The following is a 21,336-nucleotide window of genomic DNA, read 5'->3' on the forward strand; positions in this document are numbered from 1 at the left end:
GCGGGCCGATGCGCCATTCGGCAAATGGCAGACCCAGACCTTCGTGGCGGGCCTGCGCTGCCATGAACTTGTCGCACCATGGGTCATCGACGGCGCCATGGATGGCGAGGCGTTCGATCTCTACGTGTGCACGCAACTGGCGCCGTGTCTTTCGCCCGGTGACGTGGTGATCATGGACAATCTCAATGTCCACAAGAGCCCCCGGGCGGCCAAGGCGCTCGCCGAACGGGGCGCCTGGCGCCTGCTCTTGCCGAAATACTCGCCCGACCTCAATCCCATCGAAATGGCTTTCGCCAAGCTCAAGGCCCTTCTGCGCAAAGCCAAAGCCCGGACCACCGACGACCTCTGGCGAGCCCTCGGCGATATCTGCGACCTCTTCGAGCCCGACGAATGCTGGAATTATTTCAAGACCGCAGGATATGTTGCCGATTAATCGCCCGACGCTCTAGAGCGGGATGCGCCCGACAGGACGTCCACTCTGATTGATCCGACGCATCGTGGGTTGCAGAAAATCGAATCCGATTTCCGGCCGATGCTGGAGGGCGGCGCAGAGCCGCTCTTCAAAGCGATGATGCGCCTGACGAGCGGCGGCGCGTTCGCCCTCGCGGGTCAGAACAGCCCTTCGATCTCGCCTTGCCCGTTGAGATAGATCGCCTCGGCCGCCGGCTGCGACGGCAATCCGGGCATGGTCATGATCTGACCGCAGATCGCGACGACGAAGCCCGCGCCGGCCGAAAGCCGCACCTCGCGCACATGCACGATGTGTCCGTCCGGCGCGCCGCGCAGCGTCGGATCAGTCGAAAAAGAATACTGAGTCTTGGCCATGCAGACCGGCAGGTCGCCGTAGCCGGCATCCTCCCAGGCGGCCAGCTGGTCTAACACCGCCTGATCGGCGGTCACCGCGGCGCCGCGATAAATCTTCCGGACCACCGTCTCGATCTTCTCGAACAGGCGCATCTGATCCGGATAGATCGGCTTGAAATCGGCCGTCCCGCCATCGGCGAGGGCCACCACCTTCTCGGCAAGATCGGTGATGCCGCTCGAGCCTTCGGCCCAGTGGCGGCAGAGGATGGCCTCCGTCCCCAGCCCCGCCGCATAATCCTTGACCGCCTGGATCTCGGCTTCGGTGTCATTGACGAAGTGGTTGATGGCGACGATGACCGGCACGCCGAAGCTCTTTACGTTCTCGACATGGCGGCCGAGATTGGCGCAGCCGGCCTGAACCGCCTCGACGTTTTCCGCGCCCAAATCGGATTTGGCGACTCCGCCATTCATCTTCATCGCTCGGACCGTCGCGACGACGACGGCGGCTGCTGGCTTCAGCCCGGCCTTGCGGCATTTGATGTTGAAGAACTTTTCCGCTCCGAGATCGGCGCCGAAACCGGCCTCGGTCACGACATAGTCAGCAAGCTTCAACGCCGCGCGAGTGGCGACCACCGAATTGCAGCCATGGGCGATATTGGCGAAGGGACCGCCATGGACGAAGGCCGGATTGTTCTCCAGCGTCTGCACCAGATTGGGCTTGATCGCGTCCTTGAGCAGCACGGTCATCGCGCCGTCGGCCTTGAGATCACGGGCGGTGATCGGCGTCTTGTCCCGGCGATAGGCGACGATGATGTCGCCGAGGCGTTTTTCCAGATCGGCGAGGTTCTCGGCGAGGCACAACACCGCCATCACTTCCGAGGCGACGGTGATGTCGAAGCCGGTTTCGCACGGAAAACCATTGGCGACGCCGCCGAGCGCGGTGGTGACGTGGCGCAGCGCCCGGTCGTTCATGTCGAGCACCCGCCGCCAGGTGATCCGGCGGGAATCGATCTGCAGCTCGTTGCCCCAATAAAGGTGGTTGTCGATCATCGCGGCGAGCAGGTTATGCGCCGTGGTGATCGCGTGGAAATCGCCGGTAAAATGGAGGTTCATGTCCTCCATCGGCACGATCTGGGCATAGCCGCCGCCGGCCGCACCGCCCTTGACGCCGAAACACGGGCCAAGCGAGGCCTCGCGGATGCAGATCAGGGCGTTTTTGCCGATCGCGTTCAGCCCGTCGCCGAGGCCGACGGTCGTCGTCGTCTTGCCCTCGCCGGCCGGTGTCGGATTGACCGCCGTCACCAGGATCAATTTGCCGTCGGGGCGTCCAGCCAAGGCGCTTAAAAACGGGGCGGAAATCTTCGCCTTGTCATGGCCATAGGGGATGATGTCGTCTTCGGCCAAGCCGAGACGCGCGGCGATATCCTTGATCGGCTTCTTTTTGGCAGCCCGGGCAATGGCGATGTCGGAGTTGAGGTCGCTCAAGGTTTTCTCCCTATGATGGACTGTTTTGTGGGCAGCATACGCAAGCCGCGAAATCATGGCCACAAAGACCCTCACGGCCGGAGATTCGCAACCGCCACACGACACGGAAACGATTTACGCGAGGGATGCCAAGAAAAATGGGAGAAGAGAAGCCCGGCGAGGGAGGACGCCGAGCTTCTCAACACTCAGATTTCCGATCGGCGGGCGCCAGGAGGAGGACACCCACACCCCGGTTCGTCACGTCCTCGAGGCGAGCAGCGATTCCCCTGGGAGACGCGGAACCGACCGCCATTCCAAACCTCGACTTGACGAAATAACCCTAGCACATTTTTCGCGTTTAAGCTGTGACCTCGACGCTACGAGTCCATTGCAATCAGGCTGGCATTGCCACCCGCTGCCGCCGTGTTGACCGAGACCACCTGCTCTCTGGCAAAACGTGCAAGATAGTTGGGCCCGCCCGCCTTCGGCCCGGTCCCGGACAGGCCGGAACCGCCGAAGGGCTGCGAGCCGACGGTCGCACCGATGATGTTGCGGTTCACATAGACGTTGCCGACCGACAGCCTTGCGATCACCTTATGCGCGGTCTCGTTGATGCGGCTGTGGATGCCGAGGGTCAGGCCGAAGCCGGTCGCGTCGATGGCATCAAGGAGCGTGTCGAAATCCTTGGCCTTCCAGCGCACGACATGGAGAATCGGACCGAACACCTCGCGCTCGAGCGCTTCGGGGCGATCAAGCGCGACGATGTGGGGCGCGAAATAGTGCCCCTTGCCGACGAGATCGGCCGGCACTTCGCCACGGTAGCGGACGGTCTGTTCCCGCTCCATGCGAGCAATGTGGTCGCGGAGCATGGCGAGCTGCTCGGCATCGATGACCGGCCCGATATCGGTCGCGAGGTCGCGCGGATCGCCGACCGTCAGCTCCTGGGCCGCGCCGGCGATCATCTCGAGAATCCGGTCGGCGACGTCCTCCTGCAGAAACAACAGGCGCAGCGCCGAGCAACGCTGGCCGGCCGACCGGAAGGCCGACATCACCACGTCGTCGGCGACCTGCTCCGGCAGTGCCGTCGCATCGGCGATTAAGGCGTTGATGCCGCCGGTCTCGGCGATCAGCGGCGCGATCGGGGCATTGCGGGCCGCGAGTGCCCGGTTGATCGCAAAGGCGGTTTCGGTCGAACCGGTGAAGGCGACGAGCGCCGTCGCCTCATGGGCGGTCAGCGCCGCGCCGGTCCGCCCGTCGCCCGGCGCGAGATAAAGATGCTGTTTGGCAAACCCCGCCGCGTGCAGGATCTCGACGGCGAGGGCCGCGATCAGCGGCGTCTGTTCGGCCGGCTTGGCGATCACGACGTTGCCGGCCGCAAGTGCCGCGGCAACCTGTCCGGTGAAGATCGCCAGCGGAAAATTCCAGGGGGAGATCGCCACGGCGACCCCGCGCGCGCGATAGGTCAGGCGGTTTTCCTCGCCAGTCGGCCCCGGCAACTCGCAGGGAGCCGAAAAAAGACGCATCGCCTCGTCGGCGTAAAAGCGCAAGAAATCGACGGCCTCACGCAGCTCGGCCACGGCATCGTCGAGGGCCTTGCCGCCTTCGACCGTGAGCACGGCCAAGAGGTCGGCGTCCCGGCTTTCCATCAAGGCTGCCGCCTTGCGCAGCGCCTCCGCACGTTTTGACGCCGGCACGGCTTCAGCCGCGCGGACATGGCGAGCCGCCTCGGCGACGAGGGCGCGAGTCGCCGAGGCGGAGAGATGATAGCTGGTGCCGAGCGACGCGCCATCGACCGGCGAGTGGATCGCGACCGCCTCGCTGGCGCCGGCGGCTTGCGCGGTCGTCGCCCCGCAACGCGCCTTCAGGCCTGCAACCTTCACCCTGCTGCGCTCGGCAATCAGCTCGGCCAGTGCCTGCCGCTCGCCAGTCTCGATCCCGGCGGAGTTTTGGCGCGGCGAGAACAGATCCTTCGGCAGGCCGATCTTCGGATGACGTGCCGGCCCCGTTTCGAGGATCGCGCGTGGACGCTGGAGAAGCTGCTCAACCGGGATGTCTTCGTCGCCGACCATCGCCACGAAGGACGAATTGGCACCGTTTTCAAGAAGCCGGCGCACGAGATAGGCGAGGAGATCGCGATAGCCGCCGACCGGCGCATAGATGCGGCAGGCGATGGGCGTCTTCGCCGCGCCGCGCCGCAGCGTCTCGTAAAGCGCTTCGCCCATGCCGTGCAGGCGCTGGAACTCAAAGCCGGTCAGGTCGCGGCCGGCCATCTCCAGGATCGTCGCGACGGTCAGCGCATTGTGGGTGGCAAATTGCGGATAGATCCGCGCCCGGCGGTCAAGCAGCGCCTTGGCGCAGACGAGATAGGACAAGTCCGTCGCCGGCTTGCGGGTATAGACTGGATAGCCCTCGAGCCCCTTTTCCTGGGCGCGCTTGATCTCGGTGTCCCAGTAGGCGCCTTTGACGAGACGCACCATCATTCGAATGCCGGCGGCCGCAGCCAGCGCGTCGACGTGTTCGATCACCGCCAAAGCGCGCTTCTGATAGGCCTGGACGGCGAGACCAAAACCCTGCCAGCCCTTGAAGTCGAAGCGTTGGACGAACGCGTCGATGACGTCGAGTGATAGCTCCAGCCGTTCGGCTTCCTCCGCATCGATCGTCAGATTGAGATCGTAGCGTCGCGCTTTTTCCGCGAGAGCCTCGACCTTCGGCAATAGCTCAATCAGAACCCGCTCGCGATGCAGCGGATGATAGCGCGGATGCAACGCCGACAGCTTCACCGAGATGCCCGGACGATCCGGCAGCGCCTTGTTGCCGGCCTTGCGACCGATCTTTTCGATCGCGTCCGCATAGGAGCGGTAATAGCGCTCGGCATCCGCCATGGTGCGGGCGCCCTCGCCCAGCATGTCATAGGAGTGGCGATAGCCCTTTGTCTCGAAACCGCGCGCCCGCTCGAGCGCGTCCTCGATGGTTTCGCCAAGCACGAAATGCCGGCCGAGGAAGCGCATCGCCTGGCGCGTCGCCTGACGCACCGCGGGCCCACCGATCCGTTTGACCAGCCCCGCCATCACGCCCTGCGGCGTCTCGCCCGGCCGGATGATCCGGGCCGAGATGCCGAGCGCCCAGGCCGACGCCGCCGTCAGCATGCGGTCTTCGCCGCCTTCGTGATGGACCCAATCGCCGGCCCCGATCTTTTCTTCGATCAACCGATCCTGGGTGGCGGAATCGGGGACGCGCAACAAGGCCTCGGCGAGGATCATCAGCGCCAGGCCCTCGCGGCTCGACAGGCCGAATTCCCGCAAGAAATCCTCGACACCGCCGATCCCGCCGGAAGCCTTGCGGATGCCGGCGATCAGCGCGCGGGCACGGGCATCGACCTTCTCATCATCGAGCTCCCAGCGCCCGGACGCCTTCAAAAGCGCCGTGACGGCCGCCTGATCGTCCGGCGCGAAGGGCTGCGAAAAGGATTGCGGAAAGGCGGCGGCCGCGAGCGTTGAGGCGGCGTTCACAGAAGCGGACATGACATCTCCAGCGCGTCGGCGAGGGGAAAACGTAGCGTTGAAATTGCTGAAGGTACGGAGCTTTCCGGTGCTCCGCAATGCCAGACTTTCGTTCCCCCATCATGCCCAAATGCGCGTCGGCCAAAGCCGAGCAGAGGGGCTCAAGGACGAGATAAAAGCGGCGGTTCGGATCGCTTCGGGGTATCGGCCTTGATGCGGCCGGCCGCCTGATCGCGATCGAAAGGGCGGCGCTTCAGAAGCTGTTCGATCTCCGGATAGAACCAGCGACGGCCGGGATAGCCTTCCAGCCGGCCAATCTCATGGCCATCGTCACCGATCAGGACGAAGGTCGGCGTGAAGACGGCCGGCGTCAGCCCGGCAATCCCCCCACGCCGATCGGCGAAAATATTCACCCGCCGCAGCGGCGCGATCTTGCCGATCCGGCTGTTCGGATAGTCAGGCGCGATTTCGGTATCGAATTTGCGGCAGAACGGGCACCCGGCCTGTTCGAACATCAACAGTTCGGCGGAGAAAGCCGGCATGGCGGCAGAAAAACCCGCAAGACAGAATGCGGCGGCGATCCCCAACCGCCGCATTGCCCGTGTGAGAAGCCGCCATGTCGCCATGACGACACAATAGCATGTCCGCAGCACGTCCGGCGGTCTGCAGGGTCCGCCGCGACGTTTCGCGCCAAAGCACGGGATCAGGCGTAGATGTCCATCACTTCGTTGAGAAGCGCGATGGCCTCTTCCTTGGAGCGCTGAAAGGAGTTGCGGCCGATGATCGAGCCGTTCCCGCCGCCGTCGCGGATGCCTTGCACCTCGTCGAGCAGTTCCTGACGATTCTTCGCCGCGCCGCCGGAGAAGACCACCAGACGCTTGCCGGCAAAAGCCGCTTGCATGATGTGGCGGACACGATCAGCCGCCGTCGCCGTGGCGATGCCGTTCTGCTCGTAGACCGGCTTGGCGGCGTCGAGATCGACATGGGCGGTCGGCAGCTTGACCTTGATGATCGTCGCCCCCATCAGCGCGGCCATGTGCGCGGCGTAGGCGATAATGTCGAAGCCGGTCTCGCCGTCCTTGCTCACCTTACCGCCCCGCGGATACGACCAGACGACCGAGATCAGGCCGCGCGACTTTGCCTCGTGGCTGATTTCGCGCAGCTCCTCGATCATGTCGTAGGAGCTGTCTGCGCCCGGATAGATGGTGAAGCCGACGCCGACGCAGCCGAGGCGCATCGCGTCCTCGACCGTGCCGGTGATGGCCTGATCCTGGTTGGAGACCAGCGAGTTACCGCTGTTGACCTTGAGGATCAGCGGGACCTCGCCGGCATAGGTATCGGCGCCCTGCTCAAGCAGACCGAGCGGCGCGGCGTAACCGGAAACTTTCGATTCGATCGCAAGCTCGTAGAGATAATGTGGATCATAAGCCACCGGGTTGGCGGCAAACGAGCGTGCCGGCCCGTGCTCGAAGCCCTGGTCGACCGGCAGGATCACCATCCGGCCAGTTCCCCCCAAGCGTCCATGCATCAACAGCCGAGAGAGATTACTTTTCAGTCCCGGTGTCTCTCCTTCGTACCAGGAGAGGATGTTCCGCACGACCTCAGTTCTGAGCATGATAACGATGTCCTTCGGCAAACGACAGGGAAAAGCTCGGCGATGCCGATGCTTCTGATTTCTTTTGTAGGCATCGCGAGCGAAGGTCCAGCCGTCAGGCCGTGTCCGAATCGATTAAATTTCATTCGCTTTGCTCAAAACTTTGAAAAAATCTTCTTGACCGCCGCAGCAAGAGCAGTCTGGCCGCAACGGAAGCCTGAAGGCGGCACGCTCTCGTGCTGACGAGAGGCAGGCCTGCAACGCCGCCCGCGCGATCAGCAACAGCGCCCCTCACGCGGGCTGTCGCCGCGCGAAAGATCGGCTAATTTCGGGTGGAATCTGACAATCGGCTTTTATTTGACACGGAAACGGTCTAGCGCCGCGCCATCCATCTCACGTCCCAGTGGCGACGGAATGTTCCTCACGCACTCATGCGCCCAAGGAGTTGAAAACGAACATGGCTGAAAACGAGCATCCGATTCACGCCAAAATTACCGGACCCGTCGTGATGATCGGCTTCGGCTCGATCGGCAAGGGAACACTGCCCCTGATCGAGCGCCATTTCGATTTCGACCGTTCGCGCTTCGTCGTCGTCGACCCGGACGATTCGAGCCGGTCGCTGCTCGACGAACGCGGCATCCGCTTCGTTCACGAGGCGGTGACCCGCAAGAATTACGAGGAGCTGCTGACGCCGCTTCTCACCGAAGGTGAAGGCCAGGGGTTCTGCGTCAACCTGTCGGTCGACACCGGCTCGCTCGACCTCATCAAGCTCTGCCGCGAGCTCGGCGTTCTCTATATCGACACGGTCGTCGAGCCCTGGCTCGGCTTCTATTTCGATCAGAACATGTCGAATGCCGAACGCACCAATTACGCGCTGCGCGAGACGGTGCGCAAAGAGAAGAAGAAGAACCCCGGCGGCACCACGGCGGTTTCCTGCTGCGGCGCCAATCCGGGCATGGTCTCCTGGTTCGTCAAGCAGGCGCTGGTCGACATCGCCCGCGACACCGGCATGGAGTTTTCAGAACCCGCCTGGGACGATCGCGCCGGCTGGGCGAAGTTGATGAAGAAGGCCGGCGTCAAAGGCGTCCACATCGCCGAGCGCGATACCCAGCGCGCCAAGACGCCAAAGCCGATGAACGTGTTCTGGAACACGTGGTCGGTCGAGGGCTTCCTCTCCGAAGGCATGCAGCCGTCAGAGCTTGGCTGGGGCACCCATGAGAAATGGATGCCGAAGAACGCCAGCCGCCACAAGAAGGGCTGCCAGGCCGCAATCTTCCTGGAACAGCCGGGCGCCAACACGCGAGTGCGCAGCTGGTGCCCGACGCCGGGGCCGCAATATGGTTTCCTGGTGACCCACAACGAGTCGATCTCGATCGCCGATTACTACACGCACACCAACAAGGACGGCGAGGTCACCTACCGCCCGACCTCGCACTATGCCTATCATCCGGCCAACGATGCGGTGTTGTCGCTGCACGAGCTGTTCGGCGCGGCGGGCAAAATCCAGCCGGAGCTGCACGTCCTCGACGAGACCGAGATCGTCGACGGCATCGACGAACTCGGCGTGCTGCTCTACGGCCATGCCAAGAACGCTTACTGGTACGGCTCGCAGCTCTCCATCGAGGAGACCCGGCAGCTCGCCCCGTATCAGAACGCCACCGGGCTGCAGGTGACATCGGCGGTTCTGGCCGGCATGGTCTGGGCGCTGGAAAATCCCGAGGCCGGCATCGTTGAGGCCGACGAGATGGACTATAAGCGATGCCTTGAGATTCAGATGCCCTATCTCGGACCCGTGAAGGGCTACTATACTAACTGGACCCCATTGGTGGATCGGCCGGGCCTCTTCCCCGAGGATATCGACGAAAAGGATCCTTGGCAGTTCAAGAACATTCTCGTCCGCTGAGCGTGCTCGAACCAACACATCGTCGAACCTCTCCTAACGGATACCGGGGAAAAGCGTTGACTGACCGGTCTTTTCCCCTTGACCGCCGGCCCTGCCCGTTCTGAATCATTGAACGATGTTTGGACGGGCGGGAGGCATCATTCGCTCAGACATGCCGTTTGTTCCGCCGATGATGACAAAACGAGGATTTGACGATGGTGACAGGTAAAACGCCGATCCTAGCGGCGATGATGGCCCTCGCTTTAACGGCGTGCCAAAGCGACGACGACGTGCGGATGGCGGCCGCGCCCCGGCCGGTGGGCGTGGAGGGGCAATGGAGCGCCATTGGCGGCCCGCTGGCCTATACCGCAACCTTTAACAACGGCCGCTTCGCCTCGGTCGAGACGGCCACCGGCGGCGTTCTTGCCACCGGCACTTATCGCAATCTCGGCCCGGGCCAGATCAACATTCTCTACACCTCGCGGCTGAAGAACACCGAGCAGTCGGCGAACTGCAATCTGGTGCGGGCCAACCGCCTTGCCTGCGCGGCGTCGAACGGAACGCGTTTCGAATTCGCCCGCTCCTAACCTTCTACGTTAAGTCGGACTGAGGCTGGATCGACCCCAGAGACCGCCGGGAGCGCGACCGCTCGGCCAATTCCCGGGCGGTCTTTTTATTAGACGCATTCAAATCGATGCCGAATCCCTTATATCGAGACCTGCTGCTCGCGGGATCGGTGCGTGGCGCGGCGTTCCTAGGCATCGGCCGGAAAATCGGAATCGATTTCGAAAAGCACGATGCATAAGATCAACAAGATTGCGCGTCTTCCGGGCGTCCGATCGGACGCCCGGCGGCTCGCGCAACGTTGATCGCGGAGCGGTGTCACTGGCCTCTCCGCCTGCAACGGAGACGATTGAAACACAAGCTGTACTCGGGATGGCAGGATGAACGCCCTTTCCAAGACGGTCGCCGAACGCGTGACCGGCCCGCTTCCAGCCGATCATCCCCCGGTCAAGGCATCGAAGATCGGCGTGCTCCTGGTCAATCTCGGAACGCCGGATGGCACCGATTTCAAATCGATGCGGCGGTATTTGAAGGAATTCCTGTCCGACAAGCGGGTCATCGAATGGCCGCGCATCGCCTGGTATCCGATCCTCTACGGCATCGTTCTCAACACCCGGCCAAAGAAATCCGGCGCCGCCTATGCCGAGATCTGGAACACCGAGCGCAATGAGTCGCCGCTGCGTACCTTCACACGATCGCAGGGGGAAAAGCTGGCGATGCGCCTGGCCGGCCACGGAGACATTGTCGTCGACTGGGCGATGCGCTACGGTAGCCCGTCGATTGCCGAGCGCAGCGACTACCTGATGACACAAGGCTGCGACCGCATCCTGGTCTATCCGCTCTACCCGCAATATTCGGCGTCGACGACGGCGACGGTGAACGACAAGTTCTTCGAGCACATGACGGGCCAACGCTGGATGCCGGCAGTGCGCACCGTTCCCCCGTATCACGACGAGCCGGTCTATATCGATGCCCTTGCCCGTTCGATCGAAGCCCATCTTGCGACCCTCGACTTCGAGCCCGAGCACGTCATCGCGTCCTATCACGGCATCCCGCAGAGCTATTTCCGCAAAGGCGACCCCTATCACTGCCACTGCCAGAAGACCTCGCGGCTCCTGAACGAACGGCTTGGCTGGCCGACGGGCCGGCTGATCACCACCTTTCAGTCCCGCTTCGGACCGGAGGAGTGGTTGCAGCCCTATACCGACGAGACGGTCGAAAAACTGGCAAAGGACGGCGTGAAGGCGATCGCGGTGCTCAATCCGGGATTTGTCTCCGACTGCCTGGAGACCCTGGAGGAAATCGCCGGCGAGGCGGGCGAAATCTTCCGCGAGGCGGGCGGGGAGAACTTCACTCACATCCCCTGCCTCAACGATTCCGACGCGGGGCTGGACGTCATCGAGGCAATGGTGCGGCGCGAGTTGCGCGGCTGGATCGACTGAGACCATCCCGAGCTCGGCTTGCTTTCAGCGAAAAGGACACGATAGTCGGGCGGACGACATCTCAACGCCCCGACGTCGATCCGATGCAGGCCCAATCTGGGAGATCGCAATGCTGACGCCAGACACCATAACGTTCACACCCGGTATTATCCTTGTGATCGTCCTGCTGGTCTTCGGCATCGTCGTCCTCGTCTCGACGATCAAGATCGTACCGCAGGGCTATAACTACACCGTCGAAAGCTTCGGTCGCTATACCCGGACCCTAACGCCCGGCCTCAACATCCTGGTGCCCTTCATCCAGCGCGTCGGACGCCAGATGAACATGATGGAGCAGGTGCTCGACATTCCGACCCAGGAGGTGATCACCCGCGACAACGCATCCGTCGCCGCGGACGGGGTCGCCTTCTACCAGATCCTCGACGCCAAGTCGGCAGCCTATGAGGTATCAGGTCTCGACAATGCCATCCTCAACCTGGTGATGACCAATCTGCGCTCGGTCATGGGCTCGATGGATCTCGACGATCTCCTGTCGAACCGCGACACGATCTCGGAAAGGATCCTGCGGGTCGTCGATCAGGCCTCGCATAGCTGGGGCATCAAGATCACCCGCATCGAGATCAAGGATATCAACCCACCCAAAAACCTCGTCGACGCCATGGCGCGGCAGATGATGGCCGAACGCGAGAAGCGGGCCGAGATCTTAGAGGCGGAAGGGGCCCGCAACGCGGCGATCCTGCGCGCCGAGGGCGAAAAGCAGTCGCAGATCCTGCAAGCGGAGGGCAAACGCGAGGCGGCCTATCGCGAGGCCGAGGCCCGTGAGCGCCTGGCCGAAGCCGAGGCGACGGCGACACGGCTCGTCTCCGAGGCGATCGCGGCCGGCGATGTGCAGGCGATCAACTACTTCGTCGCGCAAAAATACACCGAGGCACTCGGCAAGATCGCCCAGGCGCCGAACCAGCGCGTCGTTCTGATGCCCCTCGAAGCCTCTTCGCTGATCGGTTCGGTGAGCGGCATCGCCGAGATCGCCCGCGCGGCCTTCGGCCCCGATCGCGGCGACGGCGCCCCGCCGAGCCCGCCGCGCCCACGGCCGGAGCGACCAAGCTTCCGGGTGCCGGATAGCAAAACCGGCGCCCCCTGGCAGGGCGGCGGATCGTCATGAACGCCCTCGCCCAAACCGTCGTCGACTACGGCTGGTGGCTGACCGGTCTGATGATGCTGATGCTCGAAGTGGTGGTGCCCGGCGTTTATCTGGTGTTCTTCGGCATCGCGGCGCTGATCGTCGGAACCAACGCCTTTCTCCTCGCCCAGACGGGCTGGTTCGGCTTCGGCCAGCAGGTCATCGCCTTCATCGTCCTGTCGGCGGTCTGCATCTATCTCGGCCGGCGTTGGTACGGATCGAACGACGGCATCGCCGGGGACACCTCACCCCTCAATCGCCGCACCAGCCGGCTGATCGGCCGCGAGGCGCGGCTGAGCGACGCGATCGTCGACGGCCGCGGCCGGATCGCGCTCGAAGATTCCTGGTGGAGCGTCGCCGGACCGGACCTCCGTGCCGGGACCCGGGTAAGGATCACCGGCGCGGACGGCGCAGTGCTCAAGGTCGAGCCGATCGAGTGAGCGGACGCGCCGTTCCCGATTGATCCCAAGCCCATCTGCCGCTACCCCTACAGTATCGGGCTTTGCGGAAAATCGGAATCGCTTTTCGGCAGAGCCCGATGCGTCGAATCAATCAGAGTGCGCGTCCCATGTGCGTCCTGTCGGACGTACGATGCGCCAGCCGGTCCGCATGTTTCCTCACGAAGTGACTGATCCATGACAGAGCGCTATCCCCGCGATCTCCTCGGCTATGGCCGCCATACGCCGGATCCGAAATGGCCCAATCCCACCGGTGACGGCCACGCCAAGATCTGCGTGCAATTCGTGATCAATTACGAGGAAGGCGGCGAGAACGCCATCATCCACGGTGATGCCGCCTCCGAGGCGTTTCTGTCGGAAATCGTCGGCGCGGCAGCCTGGCCCGGCCAGCGCCACATGAACATGGAGTCGATCTACGAATACGGCTCCAGGGCCGGCTTCTGGCGCTTGTGGCGGCTGTTTACCAGCCGCGACATGCCGGTCACCGTCTATGGTGTGGCGACCGCGCTTCAGCGCAATCCCGAAGCCGTCGCCGCCATGCAGGAGGCCGGCTGGGAGATTGCCTCGCACGGGCTGAAATGGATCGAGTACAAGGACTTTTCGGCCGAGGCTGAACGCGAGCACATGCGCGAGGCGATCGCTCTGCATACGGCGATCACCGGCGAGCGGCCGCTTGGCTGGTATACCGGCCGTTCCTCGCGGCACACGCTGGAGCTCGTCGCCGAGGACGGCGGGTTCCTCTACGCCTCCGACGCCTATGCCGACGACCTGCCCTATTGGCAGGAGACGCAGTCCGACCCGCTGCTCATCATTCCCTATACGCTCGACACCAACGACATGCGGTTCGCGACGCCGCAAGGCTTCAATTCGGGCGAGCAGTTCTTCACCTATCTGAAGGACGCTTTCGACACGCTCTATCACGAGGGCGTCGAGGGCCGCGCGAAGATGCTGAATGTCGGCCTGCACTGCCGGCTGATCGGGCGCCCGGCCCGGGTCGCGGCGCTGGCCCGATTCCTCGACTATCTGCAGTCCAAGCCCGACGTGTGGGTCGCCCGCCGGATCGACATCGCCCGTCATTGGCGCGATCACTTCCCCTACCGCGACAGTTTTCGGCCAAGCCGGATGGGGATCGCCGACTTCATCGCGACCTTCGGCGCCGTGTTCGAGCACTCGCCCTTCATCGCCGACCGGGCCTTTCTGCATGGCCTGCACGACGCCCATGATTCTCCGGCCGGTCTTGCCGGGGCGATGGTTCGGGCGTTTCGCGAGGCGAGCGAGCGAGAACGCCTCGGCATTTTGAAAGCCCATCCCGACCTCGCCGGCAAGCTCGCCCTCGCCGGCGATCTGACCGAACAGTCGCGCAGCGAACAGGCCGGCGCCGGCTTGACGCAGCTTTCGCCCGAGGAACTGGCCCGCTTCACCAGGCTCAATGAAACCTATAAGGAGCGCTTCGGGTTTCCCTTCATTATCGCTGTCAAAAGCCTCGATAAAACAGCGATCCTCTCGGCTTTCGAAGCTCGTTCAAAGAACGAGCCTGCGGCCGAGTTCGCCACCGCTTGTCGCGAAGTCGAACGGATCGCGCGGCTCCGTATTCAATCAATCTTCCAAGAGACGTGCCGATGAGCTTTGAACGCTTCATCACCGCCCCTGCCCTTCCCGAAGCCGCCGAGCTGACGCGGCGCTTCGTTGATCTTGCCCAGCCGCGGCTCGGCACGGACGTGATTTTTGCCACCGATGATTTCTTCGCCGATAAGGCGCGGATGATCGATCCCGCCCTGCCGGTTTTCTATCCCGACCGCTTCGATGATCACGGCAAATGGATGGACGGCTGGGAGTCCCGCCGCAAGCGCGTGCCCGGCCATGACCACGCGGTCATCCGCCTCGGCCAGCGTGGCCGCGTCGCGGCGATCGACGTCGACACCGCCTTCTTTACCGGCAACTTTCCGCCCGAAGCGATGATCGAGGCGGCCGACACCGCGGACGAGCCAAGCGACGATGCGTGGCGCACCATCGTGCCGCGCGCCGCCTTGAATGGCAATTCGCACAATCTCTTCACCGTCGACGACGACACGCCGGTGCGCTGGCTGCGGCTTCACATCTATCCCGATGGCGGTGTCGCTCGGCTGCGTGTCTTCGGCACAATCGAAAAGGATTGGAACGAGGTGGCGAGCGACGAGCGGATCGACCTCGTCGCCATGGAAAATGGCGGCACGGCGGTCGCCTGGAACGATGCCCATTACGGCCATCCGGCCAACATGCTCGCGCCCGGCCGGGCGCCGGTGATGGCCGACGGCTGGGAGACCGCCCGGCGCCGGGTGCCTGGTAATGATTGGTGCGTCCTCAAGCTCGGCACCGCCGGCATGATCGAGCGGATCGCCATCGACACCCATCACTTCAAGGGCAACTATCCCGACCGCGTCACCCTGCGCGGCGGCCAGCTCAATGGCGAGACGACGACGGCGGCGATCGATGCGGCAAGCCAGAGCTGGCCGCTGATCGTCCGCGAGACCAAGCTGCAGGCCGATCACGTGGCGAAATTCTCCGCCGATCCGCTCGGCGCGCCGATCACCCATGTCCGGCTCGACATCTTTCCCGATGGCGGCGTTTCACGGTTGCGGCTTTACGGCAAAAAAGCCTGATGGCCGGGAGCGTTCTGCGGCCGCAGCCGCTGACCAAAGCGGCCTTCGCCCGCTTCGGCGACGTCATCGAGATCGACGGCGCCGAGGAGCGATTGATCAATCAGGGCACCACTCGGCGCTTTCACGATCTCGCCGCGGTGGCGGTCGCGAAAGACGGTGGCCATCCGCTGATCTCGATCTTCCGCGGCAGCGCGTTTGCCTTGCCAATCACGATCGCGATGTTCGAGCGCCATCCGCTCGGCAGTCAGGCCTTCTTCCCCCTGAATGGCCGGTCCTGGCTGGTGGTGGTGGCCACCGACGACGGCGGGCGCCCCGGCGAGCCGACGGCCTTTCTGGCGACAGGCTGTCAGGGCGTGAATTACGCGCCCGGCGTCTGGCATCACCCGCTGCTTGCCTTGCATGAGAGTTCGGACTTCCTGGTCGTCGATCGCGGCGGCGGCGGCATCAATCTGGAAGAGGTCACGCTCGACCAGCCCGTCATCGTCGAGGGCTACAGCATCGGCCCGAAAATCGGAATCGATTTTCGGTAAGCAAGACGCGTCGATTGAGAGAGTGAGAGCGCCATGCATCCGATAAGACGCAGGGCGCTCAAACTGCCGCCGACCGGTCGCGGCACCGATCCTTCCCCTTCCGCAGCGAAACCATGCCGGCCTTCGCCCGTTACCCGCAGCATGATCCGCTTCGTATGCGCAGCGACCGAGGCGGTGCGCCGTAACCGGGTATGTTTGACATACGGAAGGGAGTTTCCATCATGGCCACTGATGCGATGCGCTACGCGCGTTTCGACCACCCGAAACACGGAACCTACGACCATCCGGAAAAGGTGTTGAAGGACGAGGCATTGTCCGAAAGCGAAAAGCAGACGGTCCTTGAGGACTGGGCAGCCTCGCTGAAGCACATCCTTGCCAACGATCCGCATGCATCGGATGCCCAGGCGACCAAGGAGTCGCTCGACGAGGTGATCGAGAGGCTCGCCGCCGGCCGCACCTGACGCGATCAGGCAAGACGACGATCCGATGGCGGCGGCTGACCGAGCGGCCATCCTGGGCGCGGATGACGGCGTCCGCTCCACCCCCGTCAGCGGCGTCAAACGCTCGAGCGACGCCGTGAATTCTCGGCGGAGAGGTTCCACGCCGTCATAAACCCCAAGATCGTGACCGTCGGCTGAGCGATCCGAACGCGCCGACGGATGAGATCCGATTTCGCCTGGTGGACCGACCCGAAACGCCTGATGAGAATTCGACAAATTCTCGTCAACGTCGGTAAAAAGACCAATTTGGCGGCAGACTTGCCGGCTGCCTCTCCCGAGGCATAGGAGAGAAAGCGTCGTCGTCCTTGCCCTTCGACTGATCGTCGAATTAAAGCGGTGACGAGATCCGGCCGAGGCGGCCGAATGTGTGAATGGAAACGGCAGATCATGACGACCCAACAGCAAGCATCCGAGACGAAAACCACCCTTGAGACGCGCGCAGCGGCGGCACAAGAGGTCGGCATCAAGCGCCTGTTCGCCAATGATCCGGCGCGCTTCACGGACTTCTCGGCAAGCGCCGCGGGCTTGCTGCTCGACTACTCGAAGACGGCGATCGACGCGACCACGCGCGCGGCGTTGTTTGCCCTTGCCGAGGAAGCCGAGGTCGAAGCCAAGCGCGACTCAATGTTCGCCGGCAAGCGGATCAACATCACTGAAAACCGCTCAGTCCTGCATGTCGCCCTGCGCGCCGAGCCGGCCGACGGCTATCGCGCCGACGGTGACCCGGTCAGTGCCGAGGTGATGGACGTTCTGAACGCCATGGCGAATTTTTCCACCAAGGTGCGTAACGGCGAGATCACCGGCTCGGGCGGCGACCTGATCACCGACGTCGTCAATATCGGCATCGGCGGCTCCGATCTCGGCCCGGTAATGGCGACGCTGGCGCTCGCGCCCTATCACGACGGACCGCGCACGCATTTTGTCTCGAATGTCGACGGTGCCCATTTAGCCGACACGCTGAAGGGATTGGAGCCGAAGACGACGCTGTTCATCATCGCCTCGAAGACCTTCACCACCATCGAGACAATGACCAACGCCGAGACGGCGCGGCAATGGATCGTCTCGGCGCTCGGCGAAGCCGCCGTCGGCGATCATTTCGCCGCGGTTTCGACAGCCCTCGACAAGGTCGACGCTTTCGGCATCGCCAGCGATCGGATCTTCGGCTTCTGGGAATGGGTCGGCGGGCGCTATTCGATCTGGTCGGCGATCGGCCTGCCCTTGATGCTGGCGATCGGGCCGGACAATTTTCGCGCCTTTCTCTCCGGCGCGCGCGAGATCGATCAGCATTTCAAGTCGGCGCCGATGGATCAGAACCTGCCGATCCTGCTGGGCCTCGTCGGCTACTGGCATCGGGCCATGATGGACTATCCGACCCGTGCGATCATCCCTTACGATCAGCGGCTGTCGCGCTTTCCTGCCTATCTCCAGCAGCTCGACATGGAATCGAACGGCAAGGGTGTCGGCCTCGACGGCAAATTGGTGCCGATCAGCGGGCCGGTGGTCTGGGGTGAACCCGGCACCAACGGCCAGCACGCCTTCTTCCAGCTGATCCATCAGGGCACGGAAATCATTCCGATCGAGTTCCTCGTCGGCGCCAGAGCCCATGAAGGCAGCGGCATGGCCATGCACCAGACGCTCCTGCTTGCCAACTGCCTCGCCCAGAGCGAGGCGCTGATGAAGGGCCGCAGTCTCGACGAGGCCCGCCAGCAGTTGCTCGAGGCCGGCAAGAGTGCCGACGATGCCGAGCGCATCGCGCCCCATCGGGTGTTTTCCGGCAATCGTCCGTCGGTCACGATCCTGTATGCCAAGCTCGATCCGAAGACCCTCGGTGCGCTGATCGCGCTCTACGAACACCGGGTCTTCGTCGAGGCGCAGCTCTTCGGCATCAACGCCTTCGATCAGTGGGGCGTCGAACTCGGCAAGGAGCTGGCCAACAATCTCGTCCCGGTCGTCACCGGCGAAGCATCGGCCGACGATCGCGATGCCTCGACGAAGGGGCTTGTCGCCGCCATCCAATCTCTGAGGAGCGCCTGAATGTCAGCCACGCCCAAGATCGAACCCCGCGGCGCGACCGTCCCCGAGCCTCGCCAGAACGACCCGGACACGCTGGCTCGCCAGATTCTCGAAAAGCTGACCTACTCGATCTGCAAACATCCCGAGCAAGCGCGCAAATATGATTGGTTGCGGGCGACGACCCTCGTTGTACGCGACCGGATCATCGACCATTGGTTCGCCTCGGCCAACAAGACCCGCGATACCGGCGACAAGCGGGTCTATTACCTGTCGATGGAGTTTCTGATCGGCCGCCTGCTGCGCGATGCGATCAACAATCTGCAGCTCACCGGCCCGATCCAGGAAGCGCTGAAGCGCTATAATGTCGATGTCGAGCTGGTCGAGATGCTCGAACCGGACGCCGCCCTCGGTAATGGCGGCCTCGGCCGCCTCGCCGCCTGTTTCATGGAATCCATGGCCTCGACCGGCGTTCCGGGCATCGGTTACGGCATTCGCTACGTGCATGGCTTCTTCCGCCAGGAAATCGCCGAAGGCGCCCAGGTGGAGCTGCCCGAGACGTGGCTCATGCACGGCAATCCGTGGGAGTTCGAGCGCCGCGATTCGACCTATGAAATCGGCTTCGGCGGCAAGGTCGTCACTCAGAGCGAGCCGGGCAAGCCGCCCCGTCAGGTCTGGCGCCCGACCGAGCGCGTGCTCGCCGTCGCCTTCGACACGCCGATCGTCGGCTGGCGCGGCGAGCAGGTGAACACGCTGCGCCTGTGGAGCGCCCAGGCGATCGATCCGATCCTGCTCGACGCCTTCAATTCCGGCGATCACATCGGTGCCTTGGTGGAATCGAACAAGGCCGAGGCGATCACCCGCGTGCTTTATCCGGCCGATTCCCACCAAGCGGGCCAAGAGCTGCGTCTGCGGCAGGAATATTTCTTCTCCGCCGCCTCGCTGCAGGACATCATTCGCCGGCACGTCCAGGAACACGGAACCCTCGACACGCTCGCCGACAAGGTGGCGATCCAGCTGAACGATACCCATCCGGCGGTCTCCGTCGCCGAGTTGATGCGGCTTCTCGTCGACGTCCACGGCTATGAATGGGACAGGGCCTGGCAGATCACCCGCGCGACCTTCGGCTATACCAACCACACGCTTCTGCCCGAGGCGCTCGAACACTGGCCGGTCAATCTCTTCGAACGGCTGCTGCCGCGCCAGATGCAGATCATCTATCAGATCAATGCCGGCATCATCCGCGAAGCCTCGCAGGACAAGGGCTTCGACGACACGCAGATCGCCGCGATCTCGCTGATCGATGAGGGTCATGGCCGCCGCGTCCGCATGGGGCAGCTCGCCTTCGTCGGGAGCCATGCGATCAACGGCGTCTCGGCGCTTCATACCGAGCTGATGAAGCAGACGGTGTTTCGCAATCTGCACGAGCTCTATCCCGAGCGGATCCAGAACAAGACCAACGGCGTCACCCCGCGCCGCTGGCTGATGGAGTGCAATCCCGGCCTGACCAAGCTGTTGACCGAAGCGATCGGCCCGGCCTTTCTCGACGACATCGAAAAGCTGAAGGACGCCGATAAGCTTGCCGACGACGCTGGGTTCCGGGAGAAGTTCGCCGCCGTCAAGCGGGCCAACAAGATGCGCCTCGCCGATCTGATCTCGGATCGGCTGGCGATCACGCTCAATCCGGATGCGATCTTCGACATCCAGGTAAAACGCATCCACGAATACAAGCGCCAGTTCCTCAACATCATCGAGGCCATCGCGCTCTACAATCAGATCCGCGCCCATCCCGAGCGGGACTGGACGCCGCGGGTCAAGATCTTCGCCGGCAAGGCCGCGCCAAGCTATGTGCAGGCCAAGGAGATCATTCATCTCGCCAACGACGTGGCGCGGCTGATCAATGGCGATCCGGCAGTGCGCGACCTTCTGAAGGTGGTGTTCGTCCCGAACTACAATGTCAGCCTCGCCGAAATCATCATGCCGGCGGCCGATCTGTCGGAGCAGATCTCAACGGCCGGCCTCGAAGCATCGGGCACCGGCAACATGAAGTTCGCGCTGAACGGCGCGCTCACCATCGGCACGCTCGACGGCGCCAATGTCGAGATGCTCGAGCATCTCGGCGAAGAGAATATCTTCATCTTCGGTCTGAAGGCCGACGAAGTTGCCCAGCGGCGGCGCAACGCCCATAGTGGAAGGTCGATCATCGAGCGCACGCCGCTTTTACGTGAAGCGCTCGATGCCATCTCATCCGGCGTCTTCGCGCCCGACAACCCGGCGCGCTATCACAATCTGGTCTCGAACCTCTACAACAACGATTGGTGGATGATCTGCGCCGACTTCGACGCGTATTGGAAGACCCAGCGTCAGCTCGACGTCTTGTTCCTCGATCAGACGGCTTGGCACAGCAAGGGCGTGCACAACACCGCACGTATCGGCTGGTTCTCCTCCGACCGCTCGATCCGCGAATATGCCAAGGACATCTGGCAGGCCGGCCCTGGACAGAATGCCTGATCCAAGGCGCGGCGCCAGTGCGTTGACACTGCGGTTTCGCGGGGCATCGGTTTTTCCGATACGGCAAGGCCTGGCCCTCCAGCATCGGCCCGACAATCGGAATCGATTTTCGGGCCGATGCGTCGATTCAAAGGGTGAGAGCGACCTTTCTGCGTCCGATAGGACGCAGGGCGCTTTAACGCGGCGCAACCGCCACGCTTGTCGTAAAAGTCGCGGGGCGAAGGCGAAGCCCGCATCCTCTTTGACGCAGACTGCCCTATC

Annotated in this window: 16 protein-coding genes; 12 read left to right on the forward strand and 4 right to left on the reverse strand. The window is 63.4% G+C overall.

What is annotated here, in order from left to right; all coding sequences use genetic code 11:
• The coding region (locus J1C48_RS13520) for a transposase (protein ID WP_207258441.1) at window positions 1-433 on the forward strand (433 nt) is incomplete at its 5' end.
• A 176-nt stretch (window positions 434-609) separates the two neighbouring features.
• On the opposite strand, the gene J1C48_RS13525 is transcribed toward J1C48_RS13520, so the two are convergent.
• The 4 genes from J1C48_RS13525 to J1C48_RS13540 all read right to left on the reverse strand — a co-directional run bounded on the left by J1C48_RS13525 (window position 610) and on the right by J1C48_RS13540 (window position 7,383).
• Window positions 610-2,289 (reverse strand): formate--tetrahydrofolate ligase, encoded by a 1,680-nt coding sequence (locus J1C48_RS13525; protein ID WP_207258442.1) that lies wholly within the window; start codon window positions 2,287-2,289, stop codon window positions 610-612.
• Window positions 2,290-2,645: 356 nt separating this feature from the next.
• Window positions 2,646-5,789 (reverse strand): bifunctional proline dehydrogenase/L-glutamate gamma-semialdehyde dehydrogenase PutA, encoded by a 3,144-nt coding sequence (gene putA / locus J1C48_RS13530; RefSeq protein ID WP_207258443.1) that lies wholly within the window; start codon window positions 5,787-5,789, stop codon window positions 2,646-2,648.
• Between the two features lie 140 nt (window positions 5,790-5,929).
• A complete protein-coding gene (locus tag J1C48_RS13535; protein ID WP_207258444.1) occupies window positions 5,930-6,310 on the reverse strand; it encodes a thioredoxin family protein in 381 nt (126 codons plus the stop codon).
• 161 nt (window positions 6,311-6,471) lie between these two features.
• Window positions 6,472-7,383, reverse strand: a complete 912-nt coding sequence (locus tag J1C48_RS13540; RefSeq protein WP_207258445.1) for a class I fructose-bisphosphate aldolase — start codon at window positions 7,381-7,383, stop codon at window positions 6,472-6,474.
• A gap of 436 nt (window positions 7,384-7,819) precedes the next feature.
• On the opposite strand from J1C48_RS13540, the gene J1C48_RS13545 reads away from it, so the two are divergent.
• The 11 genes from J1C48_RS13545 to J1C48_RS13595 all read left to right on the forward strand — a co-directional run bounded on the left by J1C48_RS13545 (window position 7,820) and on the right by J1C48_RS13595 (window position 21,075).
• Window positions 7,820-9,265: a homospermidine synthase gene (locus J1C48_RS13545; RefSeq protein WP_207258446.1), complete on the forward strand. Its 1,446-nt coding sequence runs from the start codon at window positions 7,820-7,822 to the stop codon at window positions 9,263-9,265.
• A gap of 194 nt (window positions 9,266-9,459) precedes the next feature.
• Window positions 9,460-9,831, forward strand: coding sequence for an Omp10 family outer membrane lipoprotein (locus J1C48_RS13550; protein ID WP_207258447.1), 372 nt, complete (start codon window positions 9,460-9,462; stop codon window positions 9,829-9,831).
• Between the two features lie 357 nt (window positions 9,832-10,188).
• Complete coding sequence (gene hemH / locus J1C48_RS13555) at window positions 10,189-11,250, forward strand: ferrochelatase (RefSeq protein ID WP_207258448.1); 1,062 nt, start codon at window positions 10,189-10,191, stop codon at window positions 11,248-11,250.
• A 109-nt stretch (window positions 11,251-11,359) separates the two neighbouring features.
• Complete coding sequence (locus J1C48_RS13560) at window positions 11,360-12,409, forward strand: SPFH domain-containing protein (protein ID WP_207258449.1); 1,050 nt, start codon at window positions 11,360-11,362, stop codon at window positions 12,407-12,409.
• Window positions 12,406-12,867 (forward strand): NfeD family protein, encoded by a 462-nt coding sequence (locus J1C48_RS13565; protein WP_207258451.1) that lies wholly within the window; start codon window positions 12,406-12,408, stop codon window positions 12,865-12,867. The genes J1C48_RS13560 and J1C48_RS13565 overlap by 4 nt, the downstream gene beginning before the upstream one ends.
• Window positions 12,868-13,062: 195 nt before the next feature.
• Window positions 13,063-14,508 carry an allantoinase PuuE gene (puuE, locus tag J1C48_RS13570; protein ID WP_207258453.1) on the forward strand — a complete coding sequence of 482 codons (1,446 nt, stop codon included), beginning with the start codon at window positions 13,063-13,065 and terminating at the stop codon, window positions 14,506-14,508.
• The gene (gene alc / locus J1C48_RS13575; RefSeq protein ID WP_207258455.1) at window positions 14,505-15,524 is read left to right on the forward strand and encodes an allantoicase; all 1,020 of its coding nucleotides are present in this window, start codon (window positions 14,505-14,507) and stop codon (window positions 15,522-15,524) included. Before puuE ends, alc begins: the two co-directional genes overlap by 4 nt.
• Window positions 15,524-16,054 carry an ureidoglycolate lyase gene (locus tag J1C48_RS13580; RefSeq protein ID WP_207258456.1) on the forward strand — a complete coding sequence of 177 codons (531 nt, stop codon included), beginning with the start codon at window positions 15,524-15,526 and terminating at the stop codon, window positions 16,052-16,054. The genes alc and J1C48_RS13580 overlap by 1 nt, the downstream gene beginning before the upstream one ends.
• 221 nt (window positions 16,055-16,275) lie before the next feature.
• A complete protein-coding gene (locus J1C48_RS13585; RefSeq protein ID WP_207258457.1) occupies window positions 16,276-16,515 on the forward strand; it encodes a hypothetical protein in 240 nt (79 codons plus the stop codon).
• 426 nt (window positions 16,516-16,941) lie between these two features.
• The gene (gene pgi / locus J1C48_RS13590; protein ID WP_207258458.1) at window positions 16,942-18,588 is read left to right on the forward strand and encodes a glucose-6-phosphate isomerase; all 1,647 of its coding nucleotides are present in this window, start codon (window positions 16,942-16,944) and stop codon (window positions 18,586-18,588) included.
• The gene (locus J1C48_RS13595) at window positions 18,589-21,075 is read left to right on the forward strand and encodes a glycogen/starch/alpha-glucan phosphorylase (RefSeq protein WP_207258459.1); all 2,487 of its coding nucleotides are present in this window, start codon (window positions 18,589-18,591) and stop codon (window positions 21,073-21,075) included.
• Window positions 21,076-21,336 lie beyond the last annotated feature (261 nt).

The organism is Jiella flava (assembly GCF_017349315.1).
Lineage (GTDB): Bacteria > Pseudomonadota > Alphaproteobacteria > Rhizobiales > Rhizobiaceae > Jiella > Jiella flava.

Bases quoted from the DNA above. Each gene is read 5' to 3' on its own strand.
- J1C48_RS13565 (WP_207258451.1), top strand. From the start codon at position 12,406: ATGAACGCCCTCGCCCAAACCGTCGTCGACTACGGCTGGTGGCTGACC.
- J1C48_RS13550 (WP_207258447.1), top strand. From the start codon at position 9,460: ATGGTGACAGGTAAAACGCCGATCCTAGCGGCGATGATGGCCCTCGCT.
- puuE (WP_207258453.1), top strand. From the start codon at position 13,063: ATGACAGAGCGCTATCCCCGCGATCTCCTCGGCTATGGCCGCCATACG.
- J1C48_RS13585 (WP_207258457.1), top strand. From the start codon at position 16,276: ATGGCCACTGATGCGATGCGCTACGCGCGTTTCGACCACCCGAAACAC.
- J1C48_RS13545 (WP_207258446.1), top strand. From the start codon at position 7,820: ATGGCTGAAAACGAGCATCCGATTCACGCCAAAATTACCGGACCCGTC.
- J1C48_RS13535 (WP_207258444.1), bottom strand. From the start codon at position 6,310: ATGCCGGCTTTCTCCGCCGAACTGTTGATGTTCGAACAGGCCGGGTGC.
- pgi (WP_207258458.1), top strand. From the start codon at position 16,942: ATGACGACCCAACAGCAAGCATCCGAGACGAAAACCACCCTTGAGACG.
- J1C48_RS13560 (WP_207258449.1), top strand. From the start codon at position 11,360: ATGCTGACGCCAGACACCATAACGTTCACACCCGGTATTATCCTTGTG.
- J1C48_RS13595 (WP_207258459.1), top strand. From the start codon at position 18,589: ATGTCAGCCACGCCCAAGATCGAACCCCGCGGCGCGACCGTCCCCGAG.
- J1C48_RS13580 (WP_207258456.1), top strand. From the start codon at position 15,524: ATGGCCGGGAGCGTTCTGCGGCCGCAGCCGCTGACCAAAGCGGCCTTC.
- hemH (WP_207258448.1), top strand. From the start codon at position 10,189: ATGAACGCCCTTTCCAAGACGGTCGCCGAACGCGTGACCGGCCCGCTT.
- putA (WP_207258443.1), bottom strand. From the start codon at position 5,789: ATGTCCGCTTCTGTGAACGCCGCCTCAACGCTCGCGGCCGCCGCCTTT.
- J1C48_RS13540 (WP_207258445.1), bottom strand. From the start codon at position 7,383: ATGCTCAGAACTGAGGTCGTGCGGAACATCCTCTCCTGGTACGAAGGA.
- alc (WP_207258455.1), top strand. From the start codon at position 14,505: ATGAGCTTTGAACGCTTCATCACCGCCCCTGCCCTTCCCGAAGCCGCC.